Below are 19,729 nucleotides of genomic sequence, written 5' to 3' on the forward strand. Positions count from 1 at the left end.
TCAGGAGTCGCTGATCCACCAGGCGGCCGTGGAGCCGGGCAGGACTCCGGGCGGGCACGGGCCGCTGGCGAGCAGCGGGATGCCGGGGACCGGAGCGGGTACGGGGGCGGTGCCGAAGTTGACGGCGCACACCAGGTCGTCGGCGCGGGTGAAGGCCAGGACGTCGGGCGGGGTCTCCAGCCAGCGCAGCGTGCCCTCGCCCAGCTGGGGCAGGGTGGAGCGCAGTTGCAGGCCGTCGCGGTAGAGGTGCCAGAAGGAACGGGTGTCGGCGAGGGCCCGGTCGGTGGCGTGCTCGGCGAACCACTCGGGCTGCGGCAGCCAGGGTGCGGCCCCTTCGGCGCCGGAGGTGAAGCCGAACGGGGAGGCCTGTCCCGACCAGGGCAGCGGCACCCGGCAGCCGTCGCGGATCCGGGCGCGGCTGCCGGTGCGGTGGAAGATCGGGTCGGTGAGCACGTCGTCGGGGAGGTCGACGACCTCGGGCAGGCCCAGTTCCTCGCCCTGGTAGATGTAGGCGGCGCCGGGCAGCGCCAGCATCAGCAGCGCGGCGGCGCGGGCGCGGGCGGTCCCGAGGCCGCTGCCCTGGGGGGCGGGTTCGCCGTAGCGGGTGACGGTGCGGACCTGGTCGTGGTTGTTGAGGACCCAGGTGACGGTCGAGCCGGTGCCGGCGATGTCCTGCATGGCCTCGGAGATGACCTTGCGGAAGGCGTCGGCGTCCCAGGGGGCGCCCAGCAGGTCGAAGAAGAAGGCCTGGTGCAGCTCGTCGGGGCGCACGTACTGGGCGTGTTCGCGGGCGCTCGGGACGGAGACCTCACCGACCAGGAGCCGCTCGCGGCCGTCGCGCCGCGTGTACTCCTCGCACACCGCGCGCCAGTGCCGCCACACCTCGTGCACCTCGGGCTGGTTCCAGGCCAGCGGGTTGACCGAGTCGCGGGTGCGGGCGTCGGCCTCCGGGTCCGGGGAGTCGGGCAGTTCCGGGTGCTTGAAGAGTCCGGCGGCGACATCGATGCGGAAGCCGTCGACGCCCCGGTCCAGCCAGAACCGCAGGGTCCGGTCGTAGTCGGCGGCGATCTCGGGGTTGCGCCAGTTCCAGTCCGGCTGTTCGGGCGTGAACATGTGCAGGTACCACTGGCCGGGCCGGCCGTCCGGTTCGGTGACGCGGCTCCAGGCGGGCCCGCCGAACATGGCGTGCCAGTTGTTGGGCGGCTCGGCACCGTCGGGGCCGCGGCCGTCGGTGAAGTGGAAGCGGGCCCGTTCCGGGCTGCCGGGGGCCGCTGCGAGCGCCTCGCGGAACCAGGGGTGCTCGCTGGAGCAGTGGTTGGGGACGATGTCCAGCAGCACCTTGAGGTCGAGCCGCCGGGCGGCCCCGACCAGCAGGTCGAACTCGGCGAGGTCGCCGAAGACCGGGTCGACGTCGCGGTAGTCGGCCACGTCGTAGCCGTGGTCGTGCTGCGGCGAGGGGTAGAAGGGGCTCAGCCAGATCCCGTCCACGCCCAGCTTCTTCAGGTAGGGCAGGCCCGCCCTGACGCCGGCGAGATCGCCGATTCCATCGCCGGTGCTGTCCAGGAAGCTGCGGACGTACACCTGGTAGATCACTGCGTCGCGCCACCAGCGGTGGGTGTCGATGTGCTCGGGGCTCACCACGTCGACCTGTCTGTGCGTGCGGAGACCCGGGAGTCCCGGGCCGACGGCGTCCTCGCCGTTATGCATGCATGTTAAGTAGGTGTGTCGCGGGGGTGTCAATGAACGGGCGCAAGCTGTCCGTCAGTTGCCGTGGACCAATCACCACCCACTCGGGCATAGCGGGCACTGTTGAGACGTTCACGTTACTTAACAGGTAACTAGGCATGGCGGTCCGGGTGAGAGCCCCGGGGGCCGGGCGGGCGCGGGCTCCCGGAGTGCGCTCCGCGGACGGCGCGGCTAGCGCGCGGAGACGGCGGCGAGTTCGCGCGCCAGCCGTCGCACTGCCGACTCGGGCGTCTGCCGCCCCGTCATCGCGTCCCGCACCACCGCCTGCACGACCAGGCTCACCTGGTCGTAGCGCGGGCTCTTGGGGCGCGGGGCGGCGGCGAGCACGCTCTCGCGCAGCGTGGGCAGGTACGGGAACCGCCGGACCAGTCCGGGATCGTCGTACAGCGCGGCCCGTACGGGCGGCAGGGCGCCGCGGGTGAGCACCTGGCGCTGGACCGGCTCGCTGGTGAGGTACGCGATCAGCCGCGCGGCGGAGTCTGGGTGCCGCGCATGGGCGGCGACGGCGAGGTTGGAGCCGCCCAGGACGCTGGTCCCCGGCAGGGGTACGGCGCCGACCTTCCCGGCGACCGCGGAGCCCTCGGCGGACGCGGCGACGTAGGCGTAGGGCCAGTTGCGCAGGAAGAGCAGCCTGCCGTCCTGGAAGGCCTGCTTGGACTCCTCCTCCTTGTAGGTCAGCGCCTCCTGCGGGATCCAGCCGTCGCGGACCCCGCGGGCGAGGAACCCGATGCCCTCGCGGGCCGCCCGGGAGTCGACGGTGACGCGCTCGCCCTCGTCGCCCAGGATGGTGCCGCCCGCCGAGTAGACGGCCTCGGCCGCGTTGACGGTCAGGCCCTCGTAGGGCAGGAACTGGCCGGCGTAGCCGTCGAGTCCGTGCGCCGGGGCGAGGGTCTTCGCGGCCCGCTCCAGCTCGGCCCAGGTGCGCGGCGGCGCCACGCCCTCGGCGTCGAGCACGTCCGCGCGGTACAGGAGCAGCCCGGCGTTGGTCACGTACGGGACGGCGTACAGCAGGCCGTCATAGGTCGCGGTGTCCACGACGCCCGGCAGGAAGGTGTCCAGTGGGAAGCGGTCGCGCGGCAGGGGGCGGATCCAGCCGCCGGCGGCGAACTCCGAGGTCCAGCTGACGTCGATGTTGAGGACGTCGAAGCGGCCGCGGCCGGCGTCGCGCAGGTCCGTGATCATCTGTGCGCGGGTCTCGTCGGCCGAGTCGGGCAGCTCGACGAGCGTGACCTCCTCGCCGGGGTGGGTGCGGTTCCAGCCGTCGAGCAGGGGGCCGAGATAGCCGGTGAGGTCCCCCGCGGTGGCCAGGGTGAGCGGGCCGCGCCCGTCGCCGGAAGCGGCCCGGTCGGTCCGTGCCCCGGAGACCACCCCCATGGCCAGGAGCACGAGGAGGACGAGAAGGCCCCTACCGGCGGCATGGATCCACCGCATAGGTTCCTCCCTGTGCACCCGCACCCGGCACCCTTGCCGGGGTCAGTGGCCATGTATACCTGTTAGGTATCGGCGATACTAGGGCGTGCGGCACATTGTGTGAGGCGCGCGGGAGACGGAACCGGGCGCGCCGCACCTGGCACGAAGGACGCGGGGAGGAGAGCACGAGTGCGGCAGTCCCTGCTGGCCCTGCTCGCTCGCGGCCCGGCCCACGGCTACGAGCTGAAGCAGGACCTTGAGCAACTGCTGGGCTCCGCGTACCCTCAGCCGAACGTCGGCCAGATCTACGTCACCCTGGGCCGCCTCGAGAAGTCGGGGCTGATCGAGGGCGAGGACGTCGAGCAGTCCAGCCGGCCCAACAAGAAGGTCTACCACCTCACCGACGCCGGGCGGGAGGCGCTGCGCGCCTGGTTCGAGGAGACCGCGGACGAGCCGCGGGTGCGGGACGAGTTCTTCATGAAACTGGCCCTCGCCCCGCAGACCGGCCTCGCCGACCGGATCTCCCTGATCAACCGCCAGCGGCGCCAGTACCTCAACACCATGCGGCAGTTGTCGAAACTGACCGCCGCCGAAGACCGGGACAACCGCGTCGCCCATCTGCTGATCGAGGGCGCGATGCTGCACCTGCAGGCCGACCTCGACTGGCTGGAGCGGTGCCAGGAAGAGCTGGAGGAGCTGGAGTGAGCGAGAGTCCCGCTCCCGTGCTGCGCGCCGAAGGCCTGGTCAAGACGCACCACGGCGAGGGAGCCCCGGCGCACGCGGTGCGCGGGGTCGATCTGCGGGTGACGCGCGGCGAGTTCGTGGCGGTCACCGGTCCGTCCGGCTCCGGCAAGTCGACCCTGCTGCATCTGCTCGGCGGACTCCAGCGCCCGGACGCCGGCAGTATCTGGCTGGACGGCGAGCGCACCGACGCCTACAGCGAGGCCCGCTGGGCGGTGGAGCGCAGGAAGCACATCGGGATCGTCTTCCAGTTCTTCAACCTCGTCTCGAACCTGTCGGTCGCCGACAACGTCGAGCTGCCGGCGCTGCTCGCCGGGACCCCGCCGAGGAAGGCCCGCGCCGGGCGGGAGGAACTGCTGGCCGAGCTGGGCCTGACGGGCAAGGAGCGGAGCATGCCGGGCGAGCTGTCCGGTGGTGAGCAGCAGCGGGTCGCGCTGGCCCGTGCCCTGGTCAACCATCCGCCGCTGCTTCTGGCCGACGAACCCGCCGGCAGCCTGGACAGCAAGGGCACCCGCGAGGTGATGCGGCTGCTGTCCCGCTTCCACCGGCGCGGGCAGACGATCCTGCTGGTCACGCACGACGCCCGGCTGGCGAGCGCCGCGGACCGGGTGATCAGCTTCTTCGACGGACGGATCGCCGACGACGCGGAACTGGACGGGACGCCGTCGCCCGGCCGGGGAGCGTCCGGGGTGCTGAAGCTCAGGGACTGAACCGAGAGGCGGCCGGGGACCGAACCGAGAGGCGGCCGGGACCGATTCCCGGCCCGGCACGGAACGGAACACGGCGCCGACAAGGAACCGACGAAGGACTGACGAAGGACTGGCATGCGGATGTACGACGGTCCGGGCGTCCGGCGCCGGCGAAGGGGCTGACGCCGGTGCGAGCGAGCTTGCGCTGGGCGCATTCCGATCTGCGCACGCACCGCGGTGAGGCGCTGTTCCTGGTCCTGGCCACCGCGGGCATCGTCGCGTCCCTGCTGCTGGCCACGGCCCTGTTCGGGTACGCGACCAACCCCTGGCAGCGGACCTTCGCCCAGGCCCGCGGCGCGCATGTCACGCTGCACACCACGGCCTCCGCCGACGCCTCGAAGCTGGCGGACCTGGACGGTGTGGAGTCCGTCGCCGGTCCCTTCCCCACGGCCGCCGTCACCCTCGCCGCCCGCGGCAGCCGGGCCGCCGCCGAACTGCGCGGCACCGTCGACCGGCCCGGGACCGGTCGCCCGCTGATCACCTCCGGGCACTGGCTGGACCCCGCCACGCCCGACGGCGTGGTCCTGGAGAGCAGCCTCGCCCGCGCTTTGCTCACCACGCCCGGCGACACCCTCACCCTGCCCGGCACCGCGCGGACCCTGACCGTGGTGGGCGTCGCCGACAGTGCCGAGCCGCGCTACCGGCCGGGGGAGCAGCCCGGCGTGGTGTGGGCCCTGCCGTCGGCCGTGGCCGACCCCGACGGCCAGGTGGCCGGGCTGCGGCTGACCGATCCCGCCGACACCGGGTACGTGGTGCAGCGGGCGGTGACCGTGCTGGGGTCCGGCGCCATCGGGGAGGTCTCCACCTGGCAGCAGGCGCGGGCCGAGGCGCAGGGCGACAACCGGCTGCTCGGCCAGGTCCTGGGCCTGTTCGGGCTCGGCGCGCTGGTCGCCGCCGGGTTCGCGGTGCACGGGGCGATCAGCACCCGGATCCGGGGGCACCTGCGGGACATCTCCGTCCTCAAGGCGATCGGCTTCACCCCGGGGCAGGTCGTGCGCGTCTTCCTTCTTCAGCATCTCGGCTACGCCCTGCTGGGCGCGGTGGCGGCCGCCGCACTGACCGAGGCGCTGGGCAGGGGGATACCGGGGCGGCTCGGAGACGCGGTCGGCGTGTGGCAGGGCCTGCCGGGGCACACCGTGGCGCTGTTCGTGGTGCCCGCGGGGGCGGTGCTGTTCATCGGCGCCACCACCGGGCTGGCGGCGTGGCGGGCGGGCCGGGTGCCGCCGGTGCCGGTGCCGCGGCCGGCGGCGCCCGAGGCCGGCCGGCTGACGGGCGTGGCGCGACGGGCGCTCGGGGCCCGGGTGCCGCCCGCCCTGGTCCTGGGCTGGCACAAGGCGTTCACCCGCCGCCCGCGCTCCCTGGGCACGGTGGCCAGGCTGGCGCTGCCGCTGCTGCTGATCGTGACGGCGCTGAGCGCCTGGACCACCATCGACCGCTTCCGGAGCGGCCCGGAGCTGATGGGGCTGCCCGCCGCGCTCAGCGTCCGCGCGGACGCCTCGCTCGGCGACCGGGAGGCCCGCGCCCTGCTGGAACGCGATCCGCAGGTCGCCGCCGCCCACCCCGGCGTGGAGGTGGCCGCCCTGGTCCCCGGCCAGACCGCCACGATCGCGCTGCGCGGCTTCGGTACCCGCCAGGAGCCCTACCCGTTCACCCTGGCCGAGGGCCGCGCCGCGCACGGGCCCGACGAGGCGGTGGCCGGGCAGGGACTCCTGGACCTGCTGCACGTACAAGTCGGCGACTGGGTGCGGGTGACCGTCGGCGACCGGCCGCAGGTCCTGCACATCGTCGGCCGCAGCATCGAGCCGGAGAACGCCGGACGGGTCGTCTCCACCTCGCTCGACACCCTCCGCGGCAACGACCCCGCTCTGGAGCCCGACCTCTACCAGCTCCGGCTGGTTCCCGGCGCCGACCCGGGCGCCGTCGCCGAGCGGTTGGCCGGGGCCGGGGACGGCCGGCTCGACGTGCATGCCGTGGCCGACCCGGCCGAGGGACTGTCCCCGTTGCGCGCGGTCATGGTCGGGCTGATCGCCGTACTCGCGCTGATCGGGCTGATCGAGCTGCTCACCGCGATCGGCGGCACGGTCCGCGAGGGCGAACGGGACCTGCTCGCCCTCAAGGCGATCGGCCTCTCGCCGCGGCAGATCACCGCGATCACGGTCACGGCCACCTCCTGCACGGCCCTGGCCGCCGTGCTCGTCGCCATGGGGCTGGGGCTGCCGCTGGCGCACTGGCTGATCGACGCCCAGGGACGGTCGAGCGGCGTCGGCGCCGGAATCGCCCGGGGGCCCTCCCCCGCGCTCCTGGTGCTGCTCGGTGTCGCCGCGGTGCTGGGCGCCGCCGTCCTCGCCGCCCTTCCGGCCGCCCGCGCGGCCCGGCGCCGCCTCGCGGACACGCTGAGCGCGGTCGCGTGACGGAGTGGCGGGGGGGTGCGCACGAGGCCGCGTTAGCTCGATCGTGTGATGGTTCGTTCGCGAGCTTCTGGCGCCCTGGGCCGGCTGGGCTGACGTGAGCGTGCGATCCGGGACGCCGGGTATGGCGCCGGCGTGCGGGGCCCCCGCTCCACCGGTGTGATGGTTCGGGGCCTCTCCGTCGCCTCTGGCCCCACCCCTATGGCCGGGTCGTGAGGGAACCGGCCTCCCGGGACCGGACCATGCACAGGATGCGTGTCGCCGACTCGGGGTCGAGTACGCCGGGGACCAGTGCGCCCAGGACCGTTCGGGGCGTGCGGCCGAGTGGGCTCACTTCTGCTCAGTCTTCAGGAACGGTTGCCCTGGACCGGGATGTGCGGCTGCCCCGGACCGGGCGCCGGGGCGGGGGCCGGGTGCGACTCCGGGGCCTGTGCGGGGACCGGCGGAACGAGTCCCGGGAGCGGGCCCCGGGCCGCCGGGTGGTCCGCCGGCCGGACGCCGTAGCGCCGCTCGAGCCGTCGCAGTTCCAGCAGCGCGATCCCGGTGACCGTCGGCGGGGCGGCCAGGATGATGACTGCACCACGAGCGACGGGGGATTCCACGGGAAGCGGGCGACAGTCCGTCGCCCGCTTCCCACACCGTTCTCAGCTCCGGCCGCGCAGCTCCCGGTAGGTGGCGACCAGCGCCCTGCTGGAGGCGTCCAGACCGGGCACGTCGGCGCCCTCGGTGAGCGCGGGCTCGACACGCTTGGCGAGCACCTTGCCGAGCTCCACGCCCCACTGGTCGAAGGAGTCGATGTTCCAGATCGCGCCCTGCACGAACACCTTGTGCTCGTAGAGGGCGACGAGCTGGCCGAGGACGGACGGCGTCAGTTCGCGCGCGAGGATCGTGGTCGTGGGGTGGTCGCCCTTGAACGTCTTGTGCGGCACCAGTTCCTCGGGCACGCCCTCGGCGCGCACCTCGTCCGGCGTCTTGCCGAAGGCCAGGGCCTGCGTCTGGGCGAAGAAGTTGGCCATCAGCAGGTCGTGCTGCGCCTTGAGCGCGTCGCTCAGCTCGGCGACCGGCTCGGCGAAGCCGATGAAGTCCGCCGGGATCAGCTTCGTGCCCTGGTGGATCAGCTGGTAGTAGGCGTGCTGCCCGTTGGTGCCCGGCGTGCCCCAGACGACGGGGCCGGTCTGCCACCGGACCTCGCGCCCGTCCCGGCCGACGTACTTGCCGTTGGACTCCATGTCGAGCTGCTGGAGATAGGCGGTGAACTTCGACAGGTAGTGCGAGTACGGCAGGACCGCGTGCGACTGGGCGCCCAGGAAGTTGCCGTACCAGACGCCCAGCAGGCCCAGCAGCAGCGGCACGTTGGACTCGGCCGGGGCGGTGCGGAAGTGGTCGTCGACGAGGTGGAACCCGTCGAGCATCTCCCGGAAGCGGTCCGGGCCGATGGCGATCATCAGCGACAGGCCGATCGCCGAGTCGTACGAGTAGCGTCCGCCGACCCAGTCCCAGAACTCGAACATGTTCGCCGTGTCGATGCCGAAGTCGGCGACCTTCTCCGCGTTCGTCGAGAGGGCGACGAAGTGCTTGGCGACGGCGGCCTCTCCCCCGTCGAGCGCGTTCAGCAGCCAGGTCCGTGCGGAGGTGGCGTTGGTGATCGTCTCGATGGTGGTGAACGTCTTGGACGCGATGATGAACAGCGTCTCGGCCGGGTCCAGGTCGCGGACGGCCTCGTGCAGGTCGGAACCGTCCACGTTGGACACGAAGCGGACCGTGAGGTCGCGGTCGGTGAAGGCGCGCAGTGCCTCGTACGCCATCGCGGGACCGAGGTCGGAGCCGCCGATCCCGATGTTGACCACGGTGCGGATGCGCTTGCCGGTGTGGCCGGTCCACTCACCGGAGCGCACACGGTCGGCGAAGGCGGCCATCCTGTCGAGAACGGCGTGCACGCCGGGGACGACGTTCTCCCCGTCGACCTCGATCACCGCGTCGCGCGGCGCCCTGAGGGCGGTGTGCAGGACGGCCCGGTCCTCGGTGGTGTTGATCCGCTCACCGCGGAACATGGCGTCGCGCAACCCGAACACGTCGGTGGCCGCGGCCAGTTCGCGCAGCAGCCGCAGGGTGTCGTCGGTGACGAGGTGCTTGGAGTAGTCGATGTACAGGTCACCGACCCGGAGCGTGTACGCGGTGCCCCGGTCGGGGTGGGCGGCGAACACCTCGCGCAACCGCAGGTTCCCGAGCTCCTCGCGGTGCTTGGCCAGTGCGGTCCACTCGGGAGTCTGGTCGAGCCTGGTACGGCCGTCTGCGTTCATCTCGGACTTCAGCCTTCTTCCTTGCTGCCTGTGCTGCGTATCCGCCCCGCTGCCGGTTCCAACCTAATGGAGCAGAGGTGGACATCACCTGTCGTGACGCCGTCGTGGGGCACAACAACAGATACGGCTGTCCGGCCCCCGGCCATTCAGCACGGCGACGGGCAGGACGTCCGCCGGGCCGGGCCACGGGCAGGCGGGAGGGGCGGGACAGGCAGGGCCGAGGGCGGGAAGAAGGAGCCGACTGCGAGCAGCCGGACATGAACACGGCACGACGCGGATACGGATCGGGGACAGCGCGGTGCGGCGCGGGCCGCCCGGCCTGCCGTCGGCTCCCGAACTGAATCGAACTGAACTGCTAGATCTCGCCCCGCAGTTTGGCGAGCGCCTCGGCGAGGATCGCCTCACCGTCCGCGTCGCTGCGGCGCTCCCGCACATAGGCGAGGTGGGTCTTGTACGGCTCCGTACGCGGCGGATCCGGAGGGTTCTCCCGGTCCTGGCCGGCCGGAAAGCCGCAGCGGGGGCAGTCCCACGTATCGGGTACCTGCGCGTCGCTCGCGAAGCTCGGCTGGGTCTCGTGCCCGTTGGAGCACCAGAAGGAGAGGCGCAGCCGCGGCGCTGACTCACCGCGTTCGGCCTCACCCATCGGCCCCGCCCCGACCCGGCTTCCCCGGATCGCGTTGCCACTTGCCACGGTTGTAACTCCCTGCGTGATGGCGCGGCGAGGCGAGTCGGCGTTCCGCTTCGCTGCGAGCGCCTCAGTCTACGTAAGGCCCAACGCGCGTCCAGTGATTGGAGTTACCGCTCCCCTCCCCAGACGCAAGCCCCATGATAGGCCGCGCTGTGCTGCGCGTACCGGACATGGGGCCTTACGTGGGGAATGCGCACCCGATGCGGGCGGATCGTCCGCCAAGGTCTTCCGCTCGGATCAACCCGTCTTCATCATGATGCCGAGCGTGACGATGCAGACGGCCCAGAGCAGCCCGACCACGACGGTGATCCGGTCGAGGTTGCGCTCGGCGACCGAGGAGCCGCCGACGGAGGACTGCATGCCGCCACCGAACATGTCGGAGAGGCCGCCGCCCTTCCCCTTGTGCATCAGCACCAGCAGCATCAGCAGCAGGCTGAAGACGATCAGGGCGATCGAGAACCCCAAAACCACGGCTGGACCAACTTCCTCGGATTCGGATGGGACGACGCGGGGTCCAGCTCAGGACTGGACCCCGCAAGGGTACGACGGATCGCGGCTAGCGCCTACTCACTGGTCGCGAAAGCGGATGATCTTGACGAACTCGTCCGCGTCCAGCGAGGCACCGCCCACCAGCGCGCCGTCGATGTCGGCCTGCGCCATGATCTCGGCGACGTTGCCCGACTTGACCGAGCCGCCGTACTGGATGCGGACCTGATCGGCCACTTCCTGCGAGTACAGTTCGGCGAGCTTGCCGCGGACGGCGGAGCAGACCTCCTGGGCGTCCTCGGCGCCGCAGACCTTGCCGGTGCCGATGGCCCAGACGGGCTCGTAGGCGATCACGACGGATTCGGCCTGCTCGGCGGGCACGTCCTTCAGACCGCCCTCGACCTGGGCGAGGGTGTGGGCGACGTGGTTGCCGGCCTCGCGGACGGCCAGTTCCTCGCCGACGCACAGGATCGGCGTGATGCCGTGCTTGTAAGCGGCCTTGACCTTGGCGTTCACGAGCTCGTCGGTCTCGCCGTGGTACTGCCTGCGCTCGGAGTGGCCGACCGCCACGTACGCGCACTTCAGCTTGGCCAGCATCGGGCCGGAGATCTCGCCGGTGTAGGCGCCGCCGTCGTGCGCCGAGATGTCCTGGGCGCCGTACCTGATCTTCAGCTTGTCGCCGTCCACGAGGGTCTGCACGGAGCGCAGGTCGGTGAAGGGCGGCAGGACGGCGACCTCGACGTCCTCGTAGTCCGTGTCGGCCAGGGCGAAGGCGAGCTTCTGGACGTGGGCGATGGCCTCGAGGTGGTTGAGGTTCATCTTCCAGTTGCCCGCCATCAGCGGGGTGCGGCCTTTTTCAGCAGCGGTCATTGAGGGTCAGTCCTCCAGTGCGGCGAGGCCGGGGAGCGTCTTGCCCTCGAGGTATTCGAGGGAGGCGCCGCCTCCGGTCGAGATGTGTCCGAATGCCTTTTCGTCGAAACCCAGGATGCGGACGGCCGCGGCGGAGTCGCCGCCGCCGACCACGGTGTAGCCCGGGGAGTCGAGAAGGGCCTGGGCGACCGCTTTGGTGCCCTCGGCGTAGTCGGGGTGCTCGAAGACGCCCATGGGACCGTTCCAGAAGACGGTGGCCGCGTCGGCGAGCTTCGAGGCGTAGAGCGTGCGGGTCTCGGGGCCGATGTCCAGGCCCATCCGGCCGGCCGGCATGGCGTCCGCGGCGACGGCGGCGGGGTGGGCCGGCGCCTTCGTCTTCAGGTCCGGGAACTCCTCGGCGACCAGGGTGTCGACCGGCAGCACCAGTTCGACGCCGTTCTTCTCGGCGCGCTCCATGTACTCGGTGACGGCGGACAACTGGTCCTCCTGGACCAGCGACGTACCGATCTCGTAGCCCTTGGCCTTGAGGAAGGTGTACGCCATGCCGCCGCCGATGAGGATGCGGTCGGCCTTGCCGAGCAGTTCGTCGATGACGGCGAGCTTGTCGGAGACCTTGGCGCCGCCGAGGGCGACGACGTAGGGCCGCTGGACGTCGTCCGTGAGCTTCTTCAGGACGCCGACCTCGGTGGCGATGAGGAAGCCGGCGGCGTGCGGCAGGCGGGCCGGGAGGTCGTACACGGACGCGTGCTTGCGGTGCACCGCGCCGAAGCCGTCGCCCACGTAGAGGTCGGCGAGGCCGGCCAGACGGTCGGCGAAGGCGCCGCGCTCGGCGTCGTCCTTGGCCGTCTCGCCGGCGTTGAAGCGCAGGTTCTCGAGGACCGCGACCTGTCCGTCGGCGAGGCCGGCGACGGTGGCGCCGGCGGACTCGCCGACGGTGTCCGTCGCGAACGCCACATCGGCGCCGAGGAGTTCACCCAGGCGGGCGGCGGCCGGGGCGAGCGAGAAGGCTGGGTCCGGGGCGCCCTTGGGGCGGCCCAGGTGCGAGGCGACGACGACACGGCCGCCCGCTTCGGCCAGAGCCCTGACGGTGGGCAGCACCGCGCGGATGCGGCCGTCGTCGGTGATGGTGGTGCCGTCCAGCGGCACGTTGAGGTCGGCGCGGACGAAGACCCGCCGGCCCGCGACCCCTTCGGAGAGGAGTTCGTCGATCGTCTTCATGAAGGGACTCCTGGAGAAGAGCTTGTGTTCGCTCGTGATCGCTCGTGATCGGAAGCGGTCGACCGCTCCGATACGTGCGTCAGGGCTCGGACAGCGCGTAGGCGCGCCGGCCGAGCCCTGCACTCATATCAGGCGGTCTGCTCCACGATCAGAGCTGGTCGCCGACGAAGACCGTGAGGTCGACGAGGCGGTTGGAGTAGCCCCACTCGTTGTCGTACCAGCCGATGATCTTCACGCTCTTGCCGTCCTGGACCATGGTCAGGGACGAGTCGAACGTGCAGGACGCCGGGGCGTTGACGATGTCGGAGGAGACGATCGGGTCCTCCGTGTACTCGAGGAGACCCTTGAGCTCACCCTCGGCGGCCTTCTGGAAGGCGGCGTTGACCTCTTCCTTGGTGACCTCGCGGCCGAGCTCGACGACCAGGTCGGTGACCGAACCGGTCGGGACCGGGACGCGCATCGCGATGCCGTCCAGCTTGCCCTCGAGCTGCGGCAGCACCAGCGCGGTGGCCTTCGCGGCGCCGGTCGTCGTCGGGATGATGTTCTCGGCGGCGGCACGGGCGCGGCGCAGGTCCTTGTGCGGGAAGTCCAGGATGCGCTGGTCGTTCGTGTACGCGTGCACCGTCGTCATCAGGCCCTTGACGATGCCGAAGTTCTCGTCGAGCACCTTCGCCATCGGCGCCACACAGTTGGTGGTGCAGGAGGCGTTGGAGATGACGTGGTGGTTCGCCGGGTCGTACGCGTCCTGGTTGACGCCCATGACGATGGTGACGTCCTCATCCTTGGCCGGAGCCGAGATGATGACCTTCTTGGCGCCACCGGTGATGTGCTTCTCGGCGTCGGCCTTCTTGGTGAAGATGCCGGTCGACTCGATGACGACGTCGACGCCCAGCTCGCCCCACGGGATGTCCGCGGGGTTGCGCTCGGAGAGCACCTTGACCGTCTTGTCGCCGACCGTGATCGTGTCGGCGGTGTGGGAGACCTCCTGCTTGAGGCGGCCCAGAATGGTGTCGTACTTCAGCAGGTGGGCAGTGGTCGCGGTGTCACCCAGGTCATTGACCGCCACGATCTCGATGTCTGCGCCCTGCTCGAGCAATGCGCGGAAGTAGTTCCGGCCGATGCGGCCAAACCCGTTGATGCCTACGCGGATCGTCACGAACCGATCTCCTCGTTGGTGCGCCGGCTCAAGTCGCCGGCGAGCTGTATGGGATGTCCCCGACCACCCCCGACCCTACCTCTCCGGGACCACGCCCGTGACATCGAGTCGGGCCATACCCGGCAGGCCGACCCTTACCCGTCAGTAGGGTACGGACCGCCCAGGCGGAGGGCCCTCGTCCGGCCCGTCCGACAGGGCGACTTGACCAGGGCCGGAAGGATTTCCCGGCGTCCGGTCACCGTGCCGGAGTCCGTGGAGGGACCCCCCGCCCGCCCGCCGACCGGCCTCCGGCCGGCTGCGGTCGATCGATGAGCGGGGGCGCAGGAGGACTTGGCGGTGAGGGCTCGTCCGCGGTGGGAGGTTCGTCCCTCGGCGGGGGTTCGTCCGGCGGGGCGTCGGGAAGCCTCGGCAGCGGGACCCCGTCAACGGGCGCCGACAGTCGGCGCGTCCCGGCCCCACCCGTCCCGGCCGCGGGCCGGGTGGCCGGCCAGGCCGCCCCGGACGGGAAGGCGTCAGCCGACGAGGTTGTCGGCGAGTTCCTCGCCGATGTTGGCTTCCGTGCCCGGGAGGCCGAGGTCGGCGGCGCGCTTGTCGGCCATCGCGAGCAGCCGGCGGATCCGGCCGGCCACGGCGTCCTTGGTCAGCGGCGGGTCGGCCAGTGCGCCCAGTTCCTCCAGCGAGGCCTGCTTGTGCTCCATGCGCAGCCGCCCGGCCGCGGCGAGGTGCTCGGGAACGTCGTCGGCGAGGATCTCCAGTGCGCGCTGCACCCGGGCGCCGGCGGCGACGGCCGCGCGGGCCGAGCGGCGCAGGTTGGCGTCGTCGAAGTTGGCCAGCCGGTTCGCCGTGGCGCGCACCTCGCGGCGCATCCGGCGTTCCTCCCAGGCCAGCACCGAGTCGTGCGCGCCGAGCCGGGTGAGCAGGGCGCCGATGGCGTCGCCGTCACGGACGACGACCCGGTCCACGCCGCGCACCTCGCGGGCCTTGGCCGCGATGGACAGGCGGCGGGCGGCGCCGACCAGGGCGAGCGCGGCCTCCGGGCCGGGGCAGGTCACCTCGAGGGAGGAGGAGCGGCCCGGCTCGGTGAGGGAGCCGTGCGCCAGGAACGCTCCGCGCCAGGCCGCCTCGGCGTCGCAGGTGGCACCCGAGACCACCTGCGGGGGCAGACCGCGGATCGGCCGGCCCCGTCCGTCCACCAGGCCGGTCTGGCGGGCCAGCTGGTCGCCGCCCGCGACCACCCGGACGACGTAGCGCGAGCCGCGGCGCAGCCCGCCCGGTGCCATCACGATCAGTTCGGAACTGTGTCCGAAGATCTCCATGATGTCCCGCTTGAGGCGGCGGGCGGCCATCGCCGTGTCCAGCTCCGCCTCGATCACAATGCGTCCGCTCACCAGGTGGAGGCCGCCGGCGAACCGCAGAACGGCGGAGACCTCCGCCTTTCTGCAGCAGGTCCGCGTGACGGGGAGCCGGGAAACCTCGTCCTTCACCGCTGCCGTCATCGCCATGGGCCGATCCTTCCATGCATCCGAAAAATACGGTCGTACGCGGCGGCCAGCAGCTCCGGGTCGTGCCGGGGGCTTCCGTCGGGCCGGGCCACCGGCGCCAGCTCGACCGCGGCGCCGAGCCGCTCGGCGGCGTCGGTCAGCAAGTCGCGGTCGGGCACGGCGGCCTCGTCGGCCAGCACCACGTCCAGGGCGAGTTTAGGGGCGTGTCGTCCCAAAACCTCCACATGACGCTGCGGGGAGAAGCCCTCGGTTTCTCCGGGCTGCGGGGCGAGGTTCAGGGAGAGCACCCGGCGCGCCTTGGTCCGGATGAGCGCGTCCAGCAGTTCCGGCACCAGGAGGTGCGGCATGACCGAGGAGAACCAGGAGCCGGGGCCGAGCACCACCCAGTCGGCGTCCAGGACCGCCTCGACCGCCTCGGGGACGGCGGGCGGGTCGTTCGGCACGAGGTGCACGGACTGCACCTCGCCGGGGGTGAGGGCGACGGTCGCCTGCCCGCGGACGGTGTCCACGGTGTCCGGGCGCTCCGGGTCGTGGCCCTTGACCAGGGCCTGGAGCTCCAGCGGTACGGCGGACATGGGCAGCACCCGCCCGTGCGCGCCGAGCAGCCGGCCCACCAGGTCCAGGGCCTGGACGTGGTCGCCGAGCTGCTCCCACAGAGCGACGATCAGCAGATTGCCGACCGCGTGCTCGTGCAGGTCCCCCTGGGACTGGAAGCGGTGCTGGATGACCCGGGCCCAGGTCTGGCCCCATTCGTCGTCGCCGCACAGCGCGGCCAGCGCCTTGCGCAGATCGCCGGGCGGCAGTACGCCCAGTTCGTCGCGGAGCCGCCCGCTGGAGCCGCCGTCGTCGGCCACGGTGACGACGGCGGTGAGGTCGCCGGTGATGCGGCGCAGCGCGGCGAGCGAGGCGGACAGCCCCATGCCGCCGCCGAGGGCGACCACCTTGGGCTGGGTGCCCCGGCGTCGCGGTTTGGCGCCGCGGGCCTCGGTCCGCCGTCCGGCGCGCCCTTCGGGCATCGCCCGGCGCAGCCGGTACAGCCGCGGGGTACGCGCGGTCATTCCCGTCCCATGTCCCGGTGGACGACCACCGTCTCCACGCCCTCCGCGGCAAGTCGGGCGGCGAGCTTCTCCGACATGGCGACCGAGCGGTGCTTGCCGCCGGTGCAGCCGACGGCGATGGTCACATAGCGCTTGCCCTCACGGCGGTAGCCCGCGGCGATCAGCCGCAGCAGCTCGCCGTACCGGTCGAGGAACTCCTTGGCGCCGGGCTGGTTGAGGACGTACGCCGCCACCTCCTCGTGGCGGCCGGTGAACGGGCGCAGTTCCGGGACCCAGTGCGGGTTGGGCAGGAACCGCATGTCCACGACCAGGTCGGCGTCGACCGGGAGGCCGTACTTGAAGCCGAAGGACATCACGGTGGCCCGCAGTTCGGGCTCCTCGTCGCCGGCGAACTGGGCGTCCATCTTGGCGCGCAGCTCGTGCACGTTGAGGCTGGAGGTGTCTATCACCAGGTCGGCGTCGCCGCGCAGTTCGCGCAGCAGTTCGCGCTCGGCGGCGATGCCGTCGACGATGCGGCCGTCGCCCTGGAGGGGGTGCGGGCGGCGCACCGACTCGAAGCGGCGCACCAGGGCTTCCTCGGAGGACTCCAGGAAGACGATCCGCCGGGTGACGCCCCGGGCGTCGAGATCGGCGAGGGATTCGCGGAGGTTGTCGAAGAAGCGCCGGCCGCGGACGTCGACGACGACCGCGATCCGGGCCACGTTGCCCTGGGAGCGGGCGCCGAGCTCCACCATGGTGGGGATCAGCGCGGGCGGGAGGTTGTCGACGACGAACCAGCCCAGGTCCTCCAGACACTTCGCGGCCGTGGAGCGGCCCGCCCCGGACATGCCGGAGATGATCACCAGCTCGGGGATCGCCGCCTCGGCGGCCCCGGCCGTTTCCTTGCCCGTACTCACCTGTGCTCCGTCACCTGTTCCGTCGTCGTCCCGCCGTGTCCCAGGATCTTCGTCCCGGCCGGTGTCCCGGACCGCGTCCGCGGCCGTGTTCCGGTCCGCGCCCTGATCAGTGTCCTGGTGTGTCTCGTGCTCGGTCATCTCTCCAGCCCCCGTCGGTCGTCCGGGGCGCCCGCGGACACGGGCTCCCCGGGGGAACCCCCGGACTTCCCGGGTTCTTCCCCGTCGTCCATGTCCTCCATATCAACATCAACCATGTCATCCATGATCTCGCCCGTCGCCGTGTTCACGGCGGGACCGGCGGGGACCGCTCCGGCGAGGGCCGCGGTGATCGCCTCGGCCGTCTTGCGGCCTATGCCGGGCACGTCGCAGATCTGCTCGACGGTCGCCGCCCGCAGTTTCCTCACCGAGCCGAAGTGCTTGATCAGCGCCTGCTTGCGGGTCTCGCCGAGGCCGGGCACGTCGTCCAGTGGACCGGACCGGAAACGTTTGGCCCGCTTGACGCGCTGATAGCCGATGGCGAAGCGGTGCGCCTCGTCCCGGACCCGCTGGAGCAGATAGAGGCCTTCGCTGGTGCGGGGCAGCACCACCGGGTCGTCGTCGTCCGGCAGCCACACCTCCTCCAGCCGCTTGGCCAGGCCGCACACCGCGATGTCGTCGATGCCGAGCTCGTCCAGGGCCCGGCGGGCCGCCGCCACCTGGGGGGCGCCGCCGTCGACGACCACCAGCTGGGGCGGGTACGCGAAGCGCTTGGGACGGCCGTCGTCCTCGGTGAGCGTGCTCGCGGAGGGTACGGCGGGGTCGCCGGCGGTCCCGTCCGGGCCGGGGAGACCCTCGGTACCGGCGGTCCGGTCCGGGCCCGCGGTCCCGTCCGCGCCGGCCGCCTCACCGCCGGCCCCGGCCGCGGGCTCCTCGCCGTCGCTCCACTCGCCGGTCCGCTCCTTGTCGGCGAGGTAGCGCCGGAAGCGCCGGGTGATCACCTCGTGCATGGACCGGACGTCGTCCTGGCCGGCGAAGCTCTTGATCTGGAAACGGCGGTACTCGCTCTTGCGGGCCAGCCCGTCCTCGAAGACGACCATGGAGGCCACGACGTCGTCGCCCTGGAGGTGCGAGACGTCGTAGCACTCGATCCGCAGCGGGGCGCTGTCCAGGCCGAGGGCGTCGGCGATCTCCTCCAGCGCGCGTGAGCGTGTGGTCAGGTCGGAGGCGCGCTTGGTCTTGTGCAGGACGAGGGCCTGCTGGGCGTTGCGCTCCACGGTCTCCATCAGGGCCCGCTTGTCCCCGCGCTGCGGAACCCGCAGGGAGACGCCCGAGCCGCGCCGCCCGGTGAGCCACTGCTGGACGGGCTCCACCGGGTCGGGCAGCGCGGGGACCAGGACCTCCCTCGGGACGGCGTCGCCGGTCTCCTCGCCGTACAGCTGCTGCAGGGCATGCTCCACGAGGGCGCCGGTGGTGATCTCCTCCACCTTGTCGGTGACCCAGCCCCGCTGGCCGCGCACGCGTCCGCCGCGTACGTGGAAGATCTGGACGGCCGCCTCCAGCTCGTCCTCGGCGACCGCGATCAGGTCGGCGTCGGTGGCGTCGGCGAGGACCACCGCGCTCTTCTCCATGGCCTTCTTCAGCGCCCCGATGTCGTCCCGCAGGCGGGCGGCCCGCTCGTACTCCATCTCCTCGGCCGCCTCGGCCATCCGCTGTTCCAGGCGACGCAGCTGGGCGCCGGTGCGGCCGGCCATGAAGTCGCAGAACTCCTCGGCGAGTTCGCGGTGCTCCTCGGCGGAGATCCGGTCCACGCAGGGCGCCGAGCACTTGCCGATGTAGCCGAGCAGGCAGGGGCGGCCCGTGCGGGCGGCGTTCTTGAAGACCCCGGTCGAGCAGGTGCGCACCGGGAACACCCGCAGCAGCAGGTCCACGGTGTCGCGGATCGCCCACGCGTGCCCGTACGGACCGAAGTACCGGACGCCCTTCTTCTTGTGACCGCGCATCACCTGCACGCGGGGGAACTCCTCGTTCATCGTCACCGCGAGGTACGGGTAGCTCTTGTCGTCGCGGTACTTGACGTTGAAACGGGGGTCGTACTCCTTGATCCAGGAGTACTCCAGCTGGAGCGCCTCGACCTCCGTGGACACCACCGTCCACTCCACGGAGACGGCCGTGGTGACCATGGTGCGGGTGCGCGGGTGGAGCCCGGCGAGATCCTGGAAGTAGTTCGCCAGGCGCTGGCGCAGGCTCTTCGCCTTTCCGACGTAGATCACCCGGCGGTGCTCGTCGCGGAACCGGTAGACCCCCGGCGAGTCGGGGATCTCACCCGGTTTGGGGCGGTAGCTGGAGGGGTCGGCCATGTCTCACACCCTACTGGCGGGGACCGACACGGCGGCGGGACCGTGCGGCCATCGGCAGGGCACTGCTCCGGGAGGGTTACGACCTGTGGGAAGCGGGAATGTGGGGGGTCCGGCCCCTCGGGCGGGATGCCAGCAGAATGCGGACGCGGTCACGAGTCGGAGGGC

At 72.0% G+C, this 19,729-nt stretch carries 16 protein-coding genes; 3 read left to right on the forward strand and 13 right to left on the reverse strand.

All coding sequences use genetic code 11. From position 1 onward, the window contains the following. A complete protein-coding gene (locus tag OHB56_RS10815; RefSeq protein ID WP_326756959.1) occupies positions 1-1,623 on the reverse strand; it encodes a glycoside hydrolase family 13 protein in 1,623 nt (540 codons plus the stop codon). 294 nt (positions 1,624-1,917) lie between these two features. Continuing rightward, on the reverse strand, positions 1,918-3,177 hold the full coding sequence (locus OHB56_RS10820) for an ABC transporter substrate-binding protein (protein ID WP_406352896.1): 1,260 nt from the start codon (positions 3,175-3,177) through the stop codon (positions 1,918-1,920). A 168-nt stretch (positions 3,178-3,345) separates the two neighbouring features. Here OHB56_RS10820 and OHB56_RS10825 point away from each other — a divergent pair, with 168 nt between their 5' ends. The 3 genes from OHB56_RS10825 to OHB56_RS10835 all read left to right on the forward strand — a co-directional run bounded on the left by OHB56_RS10825 (position 3,346) and on the right by OHB56_RS10835 (position 7,057). Beyond that, complete coding sequence (locus OHB56_RS10825; RefSeq protein ID WP_406352898.1) at positions 3,346-3,861, forward strand: PadR family transcriptional regulator; 516 nt, start codon at positions 3,346-3,348, stop codon at positions 3,859-3,861. Beyond that, entirely contained in the window at positions 3,858-4,607 is a 750-nt protein-coding gene (locus OHB56_RS10830) for an ABC transporter ATP-binding protein (RefSeq protein ID WP_406352900.1), read from the forward strand. The genes OHB56_RS10825 and OHB56_RS10830 overlap by 4 nt, the downstream gene beginning before the upstream one ends. Before the next feature lie 167 nt (positions 4,608-4,774). After that, complete coding sequence (locus OHB56_RS10835; protein WP_406352902.1) at positions 4,775-7,057, forward strand: ABC transporter permease; 2,283 nt, start codon at positions 4,775-4,777, stop codon at positions 7,055-7,057. 344 nt (positions 7,058-7,401) lie between these two features. Here the strand turns inward: OHB56_RS10835 and OHB56_RS10840 are convergent, their stop codons facing one another. The 11 genes from OHB56_RS10840 to uvrC all read right to left on the reverse strand — a co-directional run bounded on the left by OHB56_RS10840 (position 7,402) and on the right by uvrC (position 19,564). After that, the gene (locus OHB56_RS10840; RefSeq protein ID WP_406352904.1) at positions 7,402-7,656 is read right to left on the reverse strand and encodes a hypothetical protein; all 255 of its coding nucleotides are present in this window, start codon (positions 7,654-7,656) and stop codon (positions 7,402-7,404) included. A 42-nt stretch (positions 7,657-7,698) separates the two neighbouring features. Beyond that, a complete protein-coding gene (gene pgi / locus OHB56_RS10845; protein WP_406352906.1) occupies positions 7,699-9,354 on the reverse strand; it encodes a glucose-6-phosphate isomerase in 1,656 nt (551 codons plus the stop codon). A 355-nt stretch (positions 9,355-9,709) separates the two neighbouring features. Then, positions 9,710-10,045, reverse strand: coding sequence for an RNA polymerase-binding protein RbpA (locus OHB56_RS10850; RefSeq protein ID WP_079034708.1), 336 nt, complete (start codon positions 10,043-10,045; stop codon positions 9,710-9,712). Positions 10,046-10,279: 234 nt separating this feature from the next. Next, a complete protein-coding gene (secG, locus tag OHB56_RS10855) occupies positions 10,280-10,513 on the reverse strand; it encodes a preprotein translocase subunit SecG (protein WP_079034709.1) in 234 nt (77 codons plus the stop codon). 96 nt (positions 10,514-10,609) lie between these two features. After that, positions 10,610-11,398, reverse strand: a complete 789-nt coding sequence (gene tpiA, locus OHB56_RS10860; RefSeq protein WP_326752066.1) for a triose-phosphate isomerase — start codon at positions 11,396-11,398, stop codon at positions 10,610-10,612. A 6-nt stretch (positions 11,399-11,404) separates the two neighbouring features. Continuing rightward, positions 11,405-12,616: a phosphoglycerate kinase gene (locus OHB56_RS10865; protein WP_326752067.1), complete on the reverse strand. Its 1,212-nt coding sequence runs from the start codon at positions 12,614-12,616 to the stop codon at positions 11,405-11,407. Between the two features lie 148 nt (positions 12,617-12,764). Further along, positions 12,765-13,772 (reverse strand): type I glyceraldehyde-3-phosphate dehydrogenase, encoded by a 1,008-nt coding sequence (gene gap / locus OHB56_RS10870; RefSeq protein ID WP_326752068.1) that lies wholly within the window; start codon positions 13,770-13,772, stop codon positions 12,765-12,767. A 512-nt stretch (positions 13,773-14,284) separates the two neighbouring features. Further along, positions 14,285-15,274 carry a DNA-binding protein WhiA gene (whiA, locus tag OHB56_RS10875; protein WP_326752069.1) on the reverse strand — a complete coding sequence of 330 codons (990 nt, stop codon included), beginning with the start codon at positions 15,272-15,274 and terminating at the stop codon, positions 14,285-14,287. Next, a complete protein-coding gene (yvcK, locus tag OHB56_RS10880; RefSeq protein WP_326752070.1) occupies positions 15,265-16,332 on the reverse strand; it encodes a uridine diphosphate-N-acetylglucosamine-binding protein YvcK in 1,068 nt (355 codons plus the stop codon). Before yvcK ends, whiA begins: the two co-directional genes overlap by 10 nt. Beyond that, positions 16,329-17,366, reverse strand: a complete 1,038-nt coding sequence (rapZ, locus tag OHB56_RS10885) for an RNase adapter RapZ (RefSeq protein WP_406352910.1) — start codon at positions 17,364-17,366, stop codon at positions 16,329-16,331. The genes yvcK and rapZ overlap by 4 nt, the downstream gene beginning before the upstream one ends. After that, the gene (uvrC, locus tag OHB56_RS10890) at positions 17,363-19,564 is read right to left on the reverse strand and encodes an excinuclease ABC subunit UvrC (RefSeq protein WP_326752072.1); all 2,202 of its coding nucleotides are present in this window, start codon (positions 19,562-19,564) and stop codon (positions 17,363-17,365) included. Before uvrC ends, rapZ begins: the two co-directional genes overlap by 4 nt. Between the last annotated feature and the right edge of the window lie 165 nt (positions 19,565-19,729).

This window comes from Streptomyces sp. NBC_01635 (assembly GCF_045209715.1).
GTDB lineage: Bacteria > Actinomycetota > Actinomycetes > Streptomycetales > Streptomycetaceae > Streptomyces > Streptomyces hirsutus.